Origin of the sequence: Rhodopseudomonas sp. BAL398 (genome assembly GCF_033001325.1) — a bacterium.
Lineage (GTDB): Bacteria > Pseudomonadota > Alphaproteobacteria > Rhizobiales > Xanthobacteraceae > JARJEH01.
The window spans coordinates 1-15,563 of sequence record NZ_CP133114.1 but is presented as its reverse complement, the minus strand read 5'-3'; the positions used below and the strand labels follow the sequence as shown (position 1 = coordinate 15,563).

Here is a 15,563-nt window from a genome sequence, read left to right as displayed (position 1 = left end):
GCCAAATATTTAGCTGGACCTACTTGTCGGTAATTGGCTGCATCGACCTTGTATGTTGTGCCGTCTCATCCATGGGTTTTGATATTAATCGCTGACGCAGACGGTCAATGCGTACTTCAATTGAAGTCGAGATGGTTCTGCGCGCGCGCATAGCAGGTCGCTCGATTAACAGCCACGATGGAAGTGCGACAGCCATGGCCAACATCAGCGAAAGCAGTGTTAGCAACCAAACGCTGATGCTTGGCTGCACCAACATCAATGTTTGTGTGATTGGCCAGCCGAATATGTAAATGCCATAGGAAAGATCGATGCGATTGGTGAGGCTGCGCAGACGACCGATGGGCAGTTTTCCAAGCCAGACAATTGCGTACCCTGTCGCAAAAAGCGAAACGATGCGCTCAAGAGGAGATCCAATCGTAAGCCAAAACAAAACGGATACTGCGCCCACCCCGAAGGCAGACAAAACGATCTGGCTCCGGAAAACATAAAATCCGATGCCTAGAGAAAAACACAACCAAAAGCGCGCCGCCTGATCGAGAGGGGTTGTGTCGTGTCCGAAACGAACGAACAGAACTCCTCCCGCAATAGCCCACGAGAGGCCGAGCAGCCAAGCAAACCGCCGTTTGGTCAGAAACCCAAGCCATCCGACAAATGCGAGCAACAAATAGCACGCCGCTTCATACTTCAGCGTCCAGATCGATGCATTCATGACGGAAGGATGTGGGTTCTCGCCGAAAACGCCGGGCAAACCTGTGGCCGCGGAACCCAGAAGCAGGGTGCTCAAGCCGTACCGCCAAACACGGGTGTCCGACAGGAATTGCGTCGGTGTGCAAGTCGTAACGATTGCTCCTACGAGGACCAGGAGCAGTGCGCAGACCCCGAGTGCAGGAAATATTCTGAGGCCGCGCGCAATCGTAAACTCAGTGATAGAGGGCGATTTAGCGAAACTTCCGGCAACCGTTAAGCCGGACAGAACGAAAAACACATTGACGGCATGATCACCCAGATTGAAGTAGGTGATGCTCGAAAGGATTTCATCGGCCTTGTGACCAGAGTGTAAGAAAACTGCATGAGAAATGACCACGGCCGAGGCGGCCAGTAGACGTAACAGGGTAAAGTTGTTCTGTTTCGGATCAAGAATGTCTCCGACACGGGTTAGTGCCATCTTCCCACCTATTTGAACGGCGTGATGTGCCGGATCGTTACGACATGAACCGCCGCTTCAATCATCAGCAAGAAGTGCGCCAACGGTATGAATCTACGAGGACGCGAGCGAGCTGAGAGACTTGATCGGAAGCGGGTCGCCGACCTCTCTCATCGGAAAGGCGACGACCGAGCGCCCCTGAAATCTTAACCGACAGGCATTTCTGAAAGGTTGAATTGAAGGCACGCCTGTCCAGGCAGTCATTTGCCAAATATTCACTTTGGGTTTTCCAGCTCCAGCGTCGTTCCTGGCTTCGTGCGACTGTTACAATTGCTGCCCCTAATCGAAACAGGTTTTCGACAACCGCGGCCATGGCCGCAGTTCTCGAATACGACTCGTTCGCGGCCAGGGCTTGTGCGATCCGATTCCGTCCGCCGCGTGCGTCAAGGCGCCGGCGTGATCGACTGGACGGTATAGGTGCCGCCGGAGCCGCTCAGGGTGAAATTGACCTTGTCGCCGGTCTTCACCTTTGCGAGATCGACCGACGGTGCAACCGCGAACTCCATCGTCATGGCGGGCCAGTTGATGGCGGGAATCGGACCGTGATCGAAGGTGATCTTGTGATCCGCGGCGTTTAGCGCCGTGACCGTACCGGTGGCGGTCGCGCTCTTTGCGGCCTTCGCGTCGCTCATCGGCGCCATCTTCTTCATGTCAGACATGCCCGTGCCGCCTTGCGCGGACGCGGAGCCTATCTGCAGCGTCAGGGTTGCGCTGATTAGCGCGGCGGCAAGAACCCCGGGACGCGAGGTCCAGCGATGGTTGTCGACGAAGTACATAGATATTCTCCTGTTTGGCTTGATGATTGGCAGAGACCACGAGGGCGTGGGTTGCTGGTGATGAACGATTGAACGGGAGCCGCTAGGACCGTCTTCGCGTCCATTGCCGCCGTTTCCGACGCGCAATTCTGTGAGGCCGCTCTTCCATCATTGCACGTTCTCCGCACGATGCAGGTCTAGCGTCGGCGTCAAATTCCGATGTCCACCGTCTTTCTCTTCGCCGTGCCACGGCGAGGCTGGCAACCCGTATCCCTTGACGATCGCAAAGATGGCGGGAATGACCACGAGGGTCAGCACGGTCGACGAAACCATGCCGCCAATCATCGGCACGGCAATGCGCTGCATGACCTCCGAGCCGGTCCCCGTGCTCCAGAGAATCGGCACCAGGCCCGCCATGATAGCGACGACCGTCATCATCTTGGGCCGCACCCGGTCCACCGCGCCGACCATGATCGCGTCGTACAGATCGACGCGCGTGAAAGGCTCGCAGGTAGCCGCGCGTTCCGCCTTCAATTCGGCCATGGCCTGTTCGAGGTAGATCAGCATGACGACGCCGGTCTCGGCCGCGACGCCGGCCAACGCGATGAAGCCAACGGCGACGGCGACCGACATGTTGAATCCCAGCCACCACATCAACCAGATGCCGCCGACCAGCGAGAACGGCAGCGACAACATCACGATAAGGGTGTCGGCCAGTTTCCGGAAATTAAGATAGAGCAGCAGGAAGATGATCAGCAATGTCACCGGCACGACGATCTTTAGCCGCGCTTCCGCGCGCTCCAGATATTCAAATTGCCCGCTCCAAGAGACATAATAGCCCGGCGGAAACTTGACCTTCTGCGCGACCGCCTGCTGCGCCTCCGCGACGTAGCCGCCCAGATCGCGACCGGTAATGTCGACGTAGATGTAAACCGCGAGTTGACCGTTCTCGGTGCGAATGGACGTGGCGCCGCGGGTCAATTTCACGCTGGCGACCTGGCCGAGCGGAACGCTTCCGCCGGCCGCCAGCGGCACCTGGACATCGGTGCTGATCGTTTGCGGGCTGGAGCGCAACGCGCGCGGGTACCGGATGTTGACGGCATAACGCTCCCGGCCTTCGACCGTCGTGGTGACAGTTTCACCGCCGAGTGCCGTGGAGATCACGTCCTGGATATCACTGATCGTCAGCCCGTAGCGACCCAACGCCAAACGATCGGGGATGATCTCCAAATAGTATCCGCCGATCACGCGCTCCGCGTAGGCGCTTGAGGTACCGGGCACCGATCTGACCACCCCTTCGACTTCGCGGGCGATCTTCTCCATTTCTCCAAGATCCTTGCCGAAAATCTTGATCCCGACGGGGGTGCGGATTCCGGTCGACAGCATGTCGATGCGAGCGCGGATCGGCATTGTCCAAGCATTCGACACCCCAGGAAACTGGAGCGCCTTGTCCATCTCGGCCTTGAGACTGTCGATCGTCACGCCGGGCCGCCATTCCGATTTCGGCTTCAAATTGATGATGGTCTCGAACATCTCGGTCGGCGCCGGATCGGTCGCGGTCGAGGCGCGGCCCGCTTTGCCATAGACGGACGCGACTTCGGGAAACGACTTGATGATGCGATCCTGAGTCTGCAACAGCTCCGCCGCCTTGGTGATGGACAGACCGGGCAGCGTCGTCGGCATGTACATCAACGTGCCTTCATTGAGGCTCGGCATGAACTCGCTGCCGAGTTGGCGGGCAGGCCAAATCGTCACCGCAAGCGCCACCAGCGCAAACACGATCGTCAATGTCTTGGCGTTGAGAACCCACCGGATCACCGGTCGGTACACCCAGATCAGGAACCTGTTCACCGGATTCTTGTGTTCCGAGATGATGCGCCCGCGGACGAAGATGACCATCAGGGCAGGCACCAGCGTGATCGAGAGCAGGGCGGCCGCGGCCATCGAAAATGTTTTAGTGTAGGCGAGCGGCCCGAACATGCGTCCTTCCTGCGCCTCCAGGGTAAAGATCGGCAGGAACGAGACGGTGATCACCAGCAAACTGAAGAACAGCGATGGTCCGACCTCGCTCGCCGCATTGATTAAGATCTGCGTCCGCGGCGTTCCGGGCTCCGCGCGCTCCAGGTGCTTGTGTGCATTTTCGATCATGACGATCGCTGCGTCGATCATGGCGCCGACCGCGATAGCGATGCCGCCAAGGCTCATGATGTTGGCGCCGAGCCCCATGAATTTCATGGCGGCGAAGGCCATCAGGATGCCGACGGGGAGCATCAGAATGGCCACGAGGGCGCTGCGCAGGTGAAGCAGGAAAATGAAGCAAACGAAGGCAACGATGATGCTCTCTTCGAGCAGCGTGCCCTTGAGGGTCTCGATGGCCGCCTTGATCAGTTCGGAGCGATCATAGACCGAGATGATCTCGACGCCCTTGGGCAGGCTTGAAGCGATCTCGGCGAGGCGCGCCTTCACGTTGTCGATGACTGTGAGGGCGTTGGCGCCGAACCGCTGCAACGCGATGCCGCTGACAACCTCTCCGTCGCCGTTGAGTTCGGTAATTCCTCGCCGCTCGTCCGGACCGAGTTCGACGCGAGCAACGTCCCGCAATCGAAGCGGAGCCCCCGCGTCGGTCTTCAGCACGATGTTCTCGATGTCCTCGATGCCCCTGAGGTAGCCGCGGCCGCGGACGACGAATTCAAACTCCGACAGTTCCACGGTGCGACCGCCAACATCCATGTTGCTCGCCCGGACGGCACTGCGGAGCTTGTCCAGCGAGATGCCCTGGGCGCGCAATTTCTGCGGATCGACGACGATGTTGTATTGCTTGACGAAGCCGCCGACGCTGGCCACTTCCGCAACGCCTTCGGCATTGGAAATGCCATACCGAACGATCCAGTCCTGGACCGACCGCAGTTCGGCGAGGGTCATGTTCTTGGCCACGACGGCGTACTGGTAGACCCAGCCCACGCCGGTTGCGTCGGGCCCAAGAGTGGGTGTCACGCCGGCAGGAAGCCGGCGCGCTACGGTGTTGAGATATTCCAACACGCGCGAGCGTGCCCAGTAGGGATCCGTGCCGTCCTCGAAGATGACGTAGACAAAGGACACGCCGAAAAACGAGAAGCCCCGCACCACCTTCGATTTCGGCACCGTCAGCATCGCGGTGGTCAATGGATAGGTCACCTGATCCTCGACGACCTGCGGCGCTTGCCCGGGATATTCGGTGTAGACGATCACCTGCACGTCGGAGAGATCGGGGATGGCATCGAGCGGCAGGGTGCGCAGCGCATAGATGCCCGCCATGACTGCGAATACCGTCCCGATCAGGACGAGCATGAGATTCCGCGCCGACCAGGCGATCAGGCGGGCGATCATTTCGATTTCTCTCCGTCTGTAAATGCCTGCAAGGCGGATTTCAGGTTGCTTTCGGCATCGATCAGGAAGTTGGCGGCAACGACAACGCGATCGCCTTCGCCGACCCCTTCGCGGATCTCAGTGTAGTCCTCGCCGTGCGTGCCGACCTTGACTTCACGCGGCTCGAAACGGCCTTCGCCTTTGTCGATGAAAACGATCTGCCGCGCTCCGGTATCGATCACCGCGCCGTTGGGTACCGCGATCACGGGCTTTTCCGCACCGAACGCGATTTCAACATCGGCGAACATGTCGGGAAGAAGCACGTCGTCCGGATTGGGTAGTTCGATACGCACCTTGGTGGTGCGCGTCTCGGTGTTGACCTGGGGATAGATCAAGGCGACGGATCCCTTGAATTCACGTCCCGGCAGGCTGCGGAGCTTGATGGTTGCCGCCGAGCCGATCTTCACGGCATCGATATCCTGTTCGGCGACGTCGGCGATCACCCAGATCACGGAGGTGTCGGCCAGCCGAAACAGCACGTCGCCCGGCATCGCCCGCATGCCTTCGACCGCCGTTCGTTCCAGAATCACGCCATCGCGGGGGGCCGTCCAGGTAATGGTCAGCGGCACCGTTTTGGTGCGTTCGATGTCGGCGATCACGTCGGCGGGCACGGCAAGGTTTTCGAGTCGCCGCCGCGCGCCCTCGACCAGTTGCTTGCGCCCCGCGAGATTGGCTGTTCCAGCACTGTCCCCGACGATGGAGAGATATTGGGCGCCGGCGGATGCCACATCCGGGGAATAAAGTTTCAGAAGGGGCTGTCCCTTGGTGACATGATCGCCTGTCGTAACGTTCTCGACGCTTTCGATGAACGACTGCGCCCGCAACGAAATGACGGCCACGCGCCGCTCATCGAGCTTGATCGTTCCGGGGGCGCGGATGGGCCTCGTCACGGTGCGCAGAGCGGCGGGCTCGGAGCGCACGCCGGTGCGCTGCAGCTTGCCCGGTGAAATCTGGATCGTGGAGGCGTCGTTCTCACCCTCGTAGACGGCGATGTAGTCCATTCCCATCGAATCCTTTTTCGGGACGGGAGAGGTGTCGGGAAGACCCATTGGATTGCGATAGAAGAGAATTCGCTTGGCTCCGGAGTTGGCGTCCTGGGTTGGCGCTGCGGTTTCCCGAGGATTGTCGAAGCTGACGTCTTCGCTGGTATGAACGGCGATATACGATCGCCCGTCCGGCGTCGTCCTGGCATCCTTGGAATAGAGCGCCTTGCCGTCGGGGTCGCGGTAGTAAATGACCGGACCTGAGCCTGCGGGTTGGCTGGGGTGGGATCCGAGCATGGCTGCGATGCGTGGCGGGATCCAGTCGGGCAACGCCGGATCGGAGTGGCCGAGACGATAGCCAAGTCCCAGCGTTGCGGCGAGGGCGCTGATCGCGAACACCATGAGCACGATCCGTTTCGCGGTCGATCTTCCGGCTCGGGCGCGGCGCGTCATATGTCCATCTTCGAATGGATGGTAATCAGTCAACTTGTCCATCAATAGTGTGCCCCTGATGCGGCTTGCGCGGAAGAATGCAATTGAACCCTCTGGCGACCGCTCGACGTTCGGAAGGAGATCGCGAGCCGTCCCCCCCGCCCGGGATGATCTGACGATCCTTCAATCCCCACGAACCATTGCCCGGACCCGAGGCGGTTCGTCGGCAAGGCAAGACGAGCTTGCAGACGAACCACCTGTTAGTTCGCGCCGCATACCGAACCGGTTACAGATTCACGACGACGTGAAAGCTTCGCCCAAGTGGTCCTTCGTGCTGCGAAACAATAGGGCGGCGATGAACGGTCCACCGCGGCTGGTTTCATCCGCGGCCGTCTTTTTGTTCCGGCGTATTCTGCTTGTCGTGACGCTCGTTGCTGGATTTCATCATATGATTGCAGCTTTCCATCATTTGCTGCATTTGGCCCATCATGTTCATCATTCCCTGTGAGCCGTTGCCCATCATGGGTTGATTGTTTTCCGTCGGTTTCTTCGGCGGCGTCGACGTCTCGTCCGCCCGGACGGCTGCGGAAGCCGCCAAGGACGCAATCAATGTGAGCGGGATGAGCGTGGTGATCTTCATCTTGTTGCCTTTCCTAAAGTTTGGACTCGCGTCACTGGTCAACGCGAGTTGCGGTGCGGTTTGGTGCAGACTGCGACGCTTCGCGTCGGTCGCATCCCGAGGCATTGCCACGAGAACACAGGTGCAGGGCGCACATCGCCAGACAGGGGAGTGCGGGCAGCAGGAACGGTCCGATGCCCGACGCAACGAGCCAAGGCCAGCCGAGCGCGGCTCCGGCAAGCAACGCCGACGTGGCCAGAATCAGCCACAACGTGCGGCTGCGGAAGCCAAACGTGCCGGGCATCCGACGGCGCAGATCTCGCCTATCCAACGCCGACGTCAACCACGTCATGGTCGCGTCTCCTGTCATGGTCTCCTGTCATGCACGACAATTGCACTTTGGGCGCCCGCTTCAGAGGGCGAGCGTCATCTATTAGTTCGCGAAGGGGCGCACGCCGGTTACATGCTCACGCCTTCGTGAGATCGACCGGATGAGCGGTTTTCTCGGCACGGACAAACAGGTGATATGCCGTCTTCCATCGTGGCTGCACTCATCGCCGCCGCCGCGACCTTCAGCATTCATGTTGGTGTAGACGAAGTAAGAATTTGGTCTTTCCACCGCGCAATGCCCGGGCGCGCCCAATGCCAGCCTACCAACGCAGCAGTTTGGGGCCGAGCACGGCGCCGGCGACCGTGCACAACACGATCGTGCCCCCATACCAGAGCGCAATGAAGGGAAGCAGGTCATCCATGCAATGCAAAGCATAAGCGGTCGCGCTGACGCCGCCGGCGACCAGCCCGGCGAGCGCACCGGTGTGGACCAAATCCGTCGGGGCCGCGAGGCGGACCGCCGCCATGATTGCGGCGAACGGTACGACCGCCACCGTGGGGATGGCGATCAGGCATTCGAGCCAGTAACTGCCGAACACCATGGTCTCCCAGTGCGACCGCGGTGCCGTGGCAAGACTGATGGCTGCGATGATCATGGACGCGAGAAACGGCAGGACCGTGACGGCAAACCGGACCCCAAATTCGCCGCCAGGACGGATGTATTTGACAAGGTAATGCGAGGCCAAGATCACGATTGACAAACTGAAGGTCAGTTTTGCGAGTAGGAAGATTTTGGCGTGCATCTCTCTGAGGTCGGCGCGAACGCCGAGGACGAAGACCACCGCCAGCAGGGATGCCGCGGCTCCTATCAAGATTGCATTCCGGACGTTCCGGACGACCTCCCGCGTGTCGACCGGGTCGACCTGCGAACTGAGCATGGAAATCAATTCGTTGGTTTTCACGCTTTGGTCTCCCGTGCAATCAATGCCGTGAGGATCTTCAGCCCACGGTGAATGTTGACCTTGACGGCGGATGGCGACATCCCGCTACGATCGGCGGCTTCGGTCACGCTCAAGCCGTCGAGCTTCACGTATTGGAGCGAAAGTCTCATTCGTTCCGGTAACCTTTCAAAGAGCTTGGCGAGATCGAGCTGGCTTTCGGCGGCGGCGTTGTCGTTGGATGCCAGGATGTATTCGGCGTTTTCCAAGGGTACGTGCGCCGTCGTGGTCCTGGTGCGTCGCAAATGGTCGATAAGCTTGTAGCGGGCAATAGCGTACACCCACGGCGTCAGCGGCTGCTCCGGATCGTAGGTGTGACGTTGCATATGGATGACGATCAATGCCTCCTGCACGAGATCTTCAGTTTCTTCGGCCGCGCGTCCGGATCGCAAAAGTCTGCTCTTGTAGTAGCTTCGCAGATGTCCGCTCAAAGCCGTCAGCAGCGATCGATGCGCATTGGAATCGCCTTCGAGGCTCGCCGTCATGAGTGCTTTGAGCTCGGACTCCTTTGTCATCTCTCCCTCATTTGATTCGAACGGAGAATGCCCGCGGTTACACGCTCACGGGATCGTGAGTGCAGTGACCGCGACAGGCGGAGGTCAGGAGAGATCACAAAAAGATAGCACATCGGCATGGTTCCTCGATCAGACCGTTCAACGCTTCGATCCGACCGAGGATTATAGCGTGCTTTTGACGAGGGCAAGCTGCGGCGCCGCAACGAATTCCTCGGCCATCGAACAGTTCTGCGAGTGGTTCTGGATGAAGACGGCGCTTGTGGCGACAGAGCTGGCTTTCGACGTTAACCGGCCGAGCGGCCCGGGGGGATCGGAACTGAGGAATATGGGAGGTTTGCACGAAGGGCACGTCTCGGTCGCCGCGTCTGCCCGACTCCAAAGTATGCGGTCGCGCTCACATCGTCGTGACCTGTAACCCGCCCGATCTCTCGCTCGAACTCATCTACATGCGATCCATTCAGGATCTGACGATCAAGCCGAGCCGGGAGACGAAAATGGGCAAATCAAGCCTGGTTGCATTTCTGCCGCTGTTGCTGATCGCTGCCGCGTCGCCAAGCTTTGCGCACACGAACGGGATCGAAATGGGTTCGGCTCTCCGAACCAAGCCTGCGGAGCGGGCGGCTTCCGTAGTCTCGCGCGACGGCTGGGTCGGTACCCTGCGTTCGCTTCCGAAAACTTGCAGCTATCGCGGCGGACCGAAAACAGGCATGTGGTCGTGCGTACTAAACGTACGACGTTATGAACGGCGGAAGCCTTCGTTGAACTGATTTCCGGGTGTGCCCATCGCCTAGCATGACGGCATCCCTCAGGAACGAACCCACATCATGAATCTTTCATGCGGGATGGCGATTCAGTATCCAAAGCTCGATTAGATCCCAATAGCGGGCCATTTCAACTGCGTGGTCATGAGAGAATAAAAAGAGAATATTGGCGATCTGACAGGAGCATGCTGAAGTCGTTACGGTTGATTCCAGGACCGATGCAGAACGACGTCGTTGCTCAACCTGAGCGATGTTAATTTTCACTGCACTAGGCGTTGACCGCGCGCATTCTGGGAACGCAACCTTGGTTTTCACGACGGACACAAGCATGACGGACCGCAGAAGGATATCCCGGCGAATATGCCCGCAAGAATGTTAGGCGATCGGGCGGCCGTGATCTTTTGCATTTCCTGGTGAGATCGGAAGGTTCTGTCCTGCCGAGATGCAGGAGGTTATGGTTTCTTGGTGTCCCTGGAGCGCGTGATCGCGACTTTACGCTCTGCGAGTTTGTTTGGCCGATTCTTTCCTCTCGCTGTAACGATCTGTGAAATATCCGGTTACGCGGCATGTCAACAACGTGAACTTTATAGGCTCTTCCCTGAGGACGACGGCTTCATCGACCCGGCGGCATCGAATTGTTCATAGGCGTTTGCGACCGATCACTGGTTGGGAAATCGCGATCGTCCGCATCCATCGGCCGAGGACACGGATTGATTGACAGCATTGAACGATTGGAGAACCGCCGCACGCCTGCATGACGGCCAGCATCTTGTGCGTCGGCAGCACCGCGCCGTACGACAGAAATTAATCCCGTCCGAAGGCCCGTCCCATTGAGCGTGACGCCGGCTTCCAGATGGCCGGTTACCGTGACGGTGTTCGCCGTCAGCACCCTTGAGACAAATTGAAGGACTTCACGAAGGGAGGATTTCTGGTTCATCGTAGCCGCAAGGAGCGAAGATGAAACAGAAATCCGGACTGGGCAAAGCGCCCGCTGAACAAGTGCTGAAGGACATCCGGCGCCAGACGCGTCGGCAGTACTCGGCCGAAGAGAAGATCCGCATCGTGCTGGAAGGTCTGCGCGGTGAGGAGAACATCTCGGAGCTTTGCCGCCGGGAAGGCATCGCCGCCTCGATGTATTACGGTTGGTCCAAGGAGTTCCTGGAGGCCGGCAAGCGCCGATTGGCCGGTGACACTGCGCGAGCTGCAACGCCTGGCGAGGTGAAGGATCTTCGTCGAGAGGCCACCGCGTTGAAAGAAGTCGTTGCCGATCTGACCCTGGAGAACCGTCTGCTTAAAAAAAGCATGAACGGGGATGGGGAGGACGAGGCATGAGATATCCTGCATCCGAGAAGGCCGAGATCATCGCGCTGGTGGAACAATCACATCTGCCGGCCAAACGCACGCTGGACAAGCTCGGCATTCCCCGCGCCACCTTCTACCGATGGTACGATCGTTATCGGGCTGGAGGGCACGAGGCGCTGAACGACCATCGTTCTCGACCGGATCGCGTCTGGAATCGCATTCCGGACAACGTCCGCGTGAAGATCATCGATTTGGCGCTGCAAGTCCCGGAGCTGTCGCCGCGGGAGTTAGCGGTGCGGTTCACTGACGAGAATAAATACTTCGTCTCCGAAGCTTCGGTCTATCGACTGTTGAAGGCGCATGACCTGATCACCAGCCCTGCTTATGTGGTGATCAAGGCGGCGAACGAGTTCAAGGACAAGACCACCGCCATCAACCAGCTCTGGCAGACGGACTTCACCTATCTCAAGATCACAGGCTGGGGCTGGTACTACCTGTCGACGGTGTTGGACGACTTCTCGCGCTACATCGTCGCGTGGCGGCTCGGCCCCACTATGTGCGCTTCCGACGTCACAGCAACGCTGGACCAGGCCCTGGCTGCATCTGGCCTCGACAGCGTCACCGTCGTGCACCGGCCGAGACTGCTCAGCGACAATGGCGCGTCCTATGTTGCAGGCGACCTGGCCGACTGGCTTGAAGACAAGGGCATGAAGCATGTGCGGGGCGCACCGTATCACCCGCAAACCCAGGGCAAGATCGAGCGCTGGCATCAGACCTTGAAGAACCGCATCTTGCTGGAAAACTACTATTTACCCCGAGATCTCGACCAACAGATTGGAGCCTTCGTCGAGCACTACAATCACGTCCGCTATCATGAGAGCATCGACAACGTCACACCAGCCGACGTCTACTTCGGCAGGGCACACATGATCATCGCCGAACGACACCGCATCAAGCTTGCCACCATCGCAAACCGTCGCTTGCAGCACCGACTGCAGGCAGCCTAAACTCTAACCCCTGATGAGCCAGAGCCTCTCTTCTCGAAACGCCTGATCAGTCTCAAATTGCCTGACGACGGACAACCGTGACGGTATCCCACGAAGATGGCAACGCTTTGGGGCCTTACCATATCCGCCGCCAACGCGGCAGCGGAAGAGACCCAACGCGACCAGTCCCAGTAGCACGGCATTCTTCATTGCAGCTCCGCCCACGGCAACGCTAGCCTCAACATTCGCTTTCACTGGAATGCTGCCACGAAAAGCATCATATCCTTTGATGTGGCGAGCTGTGATGCAGAGCCCAGAGTTCGACAACGGCAATTGTTGCGACGATGATTCCCACCACGAGATGAACCTGCATCGCCATGGCATCGTCGTGGAAGCTGAGAACCCAAGGGCAGACCGCCAACCACGCGCCGATAGTGAGGTTGATCCATTCCTCCTGTTCGAAGAACATCGGAATCGAGACCGGCTTGAGGAGGTCGGCAATCGAAAAAATAGCGACGATGCCGATGGCGGCACCGGCCATCCAAGACGTATGCCATCCGAGCCGAGAGCTGAAGCCGAATATCCAGGGCGATAGAAACAGAAACCCGCCCAGGGCGAGATTGGCGACGTCTATAATAGCTTCGGTTTTCCAGCTTTGCTTGAGCATAGCGACCTCGCTTTGTGAAGGCCACACGATGTAGTTACAATGACACTATAGCCCCTTTAACCTGGAATTTTCCAAGGATTTTCGGACCGGTCACGTTGGGCAGCGGGCGTCGCTGTTCGATGCGATCGTCGCCAGGGCCGGCCCCGCCCCGAAATCGCGGCGGCCAGACAGCCGTGGCCAGCAGAAATCCCGCTCTCGCCTTCATCTCGTGTAACCGGGCGGTCGCTTGACCCGAACTTATTTGAGAAGCGCATGCAAAGCGCAATGGAAAAGCGCAAGGACCGCAACTGCCCTAACCCACGAGGGATGGCGATACCCGAGGAGCTGCGGTCGATTCATTGGTGCGCGCCGCACGCTTCTGTTTCACCGGCCGCCGGCAAACTATCTGCAGCGCGAGAACGAGAAAATCGCGATCGCGCTCTAGCACAAAGGGGCCAACCGACGGCGGTCAAGCTGTCGACTGCAAACACTACGGGAGGTCGCATCGCCGGGGAAAATCCGCGACGGCGTGCGAATCATTGAGTATCGACGACGGAGGCAGATGGATGCATGCAAACATATTCTGGGGAGGCATAGCGATCTCGATCGTCGTCGTGTCATGGTTTTTCTATCGTCTTGTCGTGCCGAGCAACTGGCGTGAATGGAGCCGGGCGGGACTCGTGCAAGCATTCATCATTGCGTTTTATGCCGAGATGTATGGATTTCCCGTTACGATCTATCTACTGACGCGGATTTTCGGTCTGGACGTCGCCGGCAACTTTTGGGACGAGAATCTCTGGGTTTATCTAACCGGCGACTGGTGGGTGATGCCGGTTTCGATGGCGATTGGCTACACGGTTGTATTTTCGGGGATCACGCTGCTGATCGCAGGTTGGCGTGAGGTTTATCGAGCGACTGCAAAAAGACGGCTCGCCTCCGAGGGGCCTTACGCTTTTGTGCGCCATCCGCAATATAGCGGCATTTTCCTCGCCCTTTTTGGTGAAGGCGTCGTGCATTGGCCGACAATATTTTCACTTGCGGCCTTTCCTATCATCGTCATCGCCTACCAGCGTCTGGCTCGAAAGGAGGAGAGGCAGATGCTCATACGGTTCGGCGATGAATATCAGAACTATCAAAAGCGCGTACCGATGTTCTTGCCGGATCGTTGCTGTTGGCGTGCAGCTCTTGGTGACCGGCCGTCTCGAGAGAAGCAATAGCAGGAGCGACGACAAAAAGAAATTTTAGCAGTGTATTTGGACATGCGATAGAGCGTCGCGCGCAAAATTGCGAAAGCTCTTTGCGGAATGGAGCAAGGGGACCGGAGGTCAAGGAAAGCGAAAGGGACTGGTCAATGACCGCCGCGGGCTCGTCGATGAGCATTCGATTACCTTGATCGACGCCGCCGCAGTAGAAAACTCAACGAAATAGCTAGCCCAGAACGAGCGTCCGCGCTTCCTGATGTCGCCGTTTTCTACCGTTCGTGAGAGAAGCCGATTCGGCCCAACCAAGTCGGACGGTTGGTCGATGTTTCAGTATCATCGCTGTTGGCAGCATTACTCGCATCTTTTCCAGTGCGTCCCGCTAGGAAAAGCGGTCGTGGTATATCCAATGTTTTGGACCAAGACACAAAGTACGCAACTGCAGTCATCAGCGAAAGCCCAGCTACGCTGACGAGGATTTCTGTCCACACTGTGCGTGAGCCGGTCTCCAATATGAAATGGGCCAAAAATGATAGAAGAACTCCCGAACAAAAGACGTTTAATGATTGCTCACCGCATTTGATTAGAGGCTGAAGAATGCGAGATTTCAAACCGCGCCAGTTCCTCGGCAGAAATCTTGTGACAAAGAGTGCAAAGAATACGAAGTGGACCACGCGGTAAGGGGCGAGATTGGTCTTGTCGTTAGGATTGAATGCGTCAAAAAGCCATTTTGGGAGTTCGTTTGCCAGATATGGGATATGAACTGTCATCGTCATCACAAGCGAAAACAGCAGATAGGCGGCTCCAACGTAACGAAGGGCTCGCGAATTGGTGAGGGGACGCAATCGGATTGCAGCTACGGTATACCACGCACCAAGGACAAACAGTAGTTGCCATGCAAAAGGATTAAAATACCACGCCCCCCGGGGGTAGGAGGATAAATTCCAGCCGAGATCTCGTGCAACGAAGTATATGCACAATGATCCTAGCATCGTAGCGTTGGGCAATCGCAACATAAGCCATAGAATTGGCGGCATACCTGCCAAAAGCACGATGTAAAGGGGGAGCACATCCATGTTGAGGGGTTTGAAACGGAGGAGCAAGCCCTGGGTAAGGACATCGAACGGGTTGTGCAGCAACCCGGCTATATTGAATTCATTTATGAGCTCGGGATTAGCGTAGCTTTGTGCGACATGGCCGATCACGGCTACATACAACACAAACAAGAAAATGTGTGCAACGTAGAGCCGCCAGACGCGCCTCATCAACCAAGACGTTCCCGCAACAAAACCGCGCTGAATCATGATGTTCGCGCAGACCAGAGATGTCATATAGCCTGACATAAATATGAAGAGTTCCGCTGCATCGCTGAAGCCATAGTTTCTGGTCGTGATCCACGCGACAACGTTGTTTGGTATATGGTCAAGG

The 15,563-nt window shown here is 58.0% G+C and carries 13 protein-coding genes; 2 read left to right on the top strand and 11 right to left on the bottom strand.

Annotation, left to right across the window (positions count from 1 at the left end):
* Positions 1–19: 19 nt before the first annotated feature.
* From RBJ75_RS28505 to RBJ75_RS29555, 9 genes are all read right to left on the bottom strand, one after another.
* Positions 20–1,165 carry an acyltransferase family protein gene (locus tag RBJ75_RS28505; protein WP_173427338.1) on the bottom strand — a complete coding sequence of 382 codons (1,146 nt, stop codon included), beginning with the start codon at positions 1,163–1,165 and terminating at the stop codon, positions 20–22.
* Positions 1,166–1,587: 422 nt separating this feature from the next.
* Complete coding sequence (locus RBJ75_RS28500) at positions 1,588–1,980, bottom strand: copper-binding protein (RefSeq protein ID WP_044409041.1); 393 nt, start codon at positions 1,978–1,980, stop codon at positions 1,588–1,590.
* A gap of 147 nt (positions 1,981–2,127) precedes the next feature.
* Positions 2,128–5,325 carry an efflux RND transporter permease subunit gene (locus RBJ75_RS28495; RefSeq protein ID WP_044409044.1) on the bottom strand — a complete coding sequence of 1,066 codons (3,198 nt, stop codon included), beginning with the start codon at positions 5,323–5,325 and terminating at the stop codon, positions 2,128–2,130.
* A complete protein-coding gene (locus RBJ75_RS28490; protein ID WP_044409047.1) occupies positions 5,322–6,842 on the bottom strand; it encodes an efflux RND transporter periplasmic adaptor subunit in 1,521 nt (506 codons plus the stop codon). Before RBJ75_RS28490 ends, RBJ75_RS28495 begins: the two co-directional genes overlap by 4 nt.
* Before the next feature lie 316 nt (positions 6,843–7,158).
* A complete protein-coding gene (locus RBJ75_RS28485; protein WP_044409050.1) occupies positions 7,159–7,419 on the bottom strand; it encodes a hypothetical protein in 261 nt (86 codons plus the stop codon).
* A gap of 31 nt (positions 7,420–7,450) precedes the next feature.
* Positions 7,451–7,750 (bottom strand): hypothetical protein, encoded by a 300-nt coding sequence (locus RBJ75_RS28480; protein ID WP_056302046.1) that lies wholly within the window; start codon positions 7,748–7,750, stop codon positions 7,451–7,453.
* A gap of 298 nt (positions 7,751–8,048) precedes the next feature.
* The gene (locus RBJ75_RS28475; RefSeq protein WP_044409053.1) at positions 8,049–8,690 is read right to left on the bottom strand and encodes an NrsF family protein; all 642 of its coding nucleotides are present in this window, start codon (positions 8,688–8,690) and stop codon (positions 8,049–8,051) included.
* The gene (locus RBJ75_RS28470) at positions 8,687–9,241 is read right to left on the bottom strand and encodes a sigma-70 family RNA polymerase sigma factor (RefSeq protein WP_044409056.1); all 555 of its coding nucleotides are present in this window, start codon (positions 9,239–9,241) and stop codon (positions 8,687–8,689) included. The genes RBJ75_RS28475 and RBJ75_RS28470 overlap by 4 nt, the downstream gene beginning before the upstream one ends.
* Before the next feature lie 1,374 nt (positions 9,242–10,615).
* The gene (locus tag RBJ75_RS29555; RefSeq protein WP_152647667.1) at positions 10,616–10,939 is read right to left on the bottom strand and encodes a hypothetical protein; all 324 of its coding nucleotides are present in this window, start codon (positions 10,937–10,939) and stop codon (positions 10,616–10,618) included.
* Positions 10,940–10,959: 20 nt separating this feature from the next.
* On the opposite strand from RBJ75_RS29555, the gene RBJ75_RS28460 reads away from it, so the two are divergent.
* Positions 10,960–12,311, top strand: a protein-coding gene (locus tag RBJ75_RS28460; protein ID WP_152647668.1) for an IS3 family transposase whose coding sequence is annotated in 2 segments (ribosomal slippage) — positions 10,960–11,296 and positions 11,296–12,311 — 1,353 coding nt in all. Because the reading frame shifts where the segments join, the coding sequence is not laid out codon by codon here.
* A gap of 256 nt (positions 12,312–12,567) precedes the next feature.
* On the opposite strand, the gene RBJ75_RS28455 is transcribed toward RBJ75_RS28460, so the two are convergent.
* On the bottom strand, positions 12,568–12,957 hold the full coding sequence (locus RBJ75_RS28455; protein ID WP_044409064.1) for an SPW repeat protein: 390 nt from the start codon (positions 12,955–12,957) through the stop codon (positions 12,568–12,570).
* Positions 12,958–13,502: 545 nt separating this feature from the next.
* On the opposite strand from RBJ75_RS28455, the gene RBJ75_RS28450 reads away from it, so the two are divergent.
* Positions 13,503–14,153: a methyltransferase family protein gene (locus RBJ75_RS28450; protein WP_044409067.1), complete on the top strand. Its 651-nt coding sequence runs from the start codon at positions 13,503–13,505 to the stop codon at positions 14,151–14,153.
* A gap of 254 nt (positions 14,154–14,407) precedes the next feature.
* Here RBJ75_RS28450 and RBJ75_RS28445 read toward each other — a convergent pair.
* Positions 14,408–15,563: OpgC domain-containing protein (locus RBJ75_RS28445; protein WP_317529052.1), on the bottom strand; the 1,156-nt coding region annotated here is incomplete at its 5' end.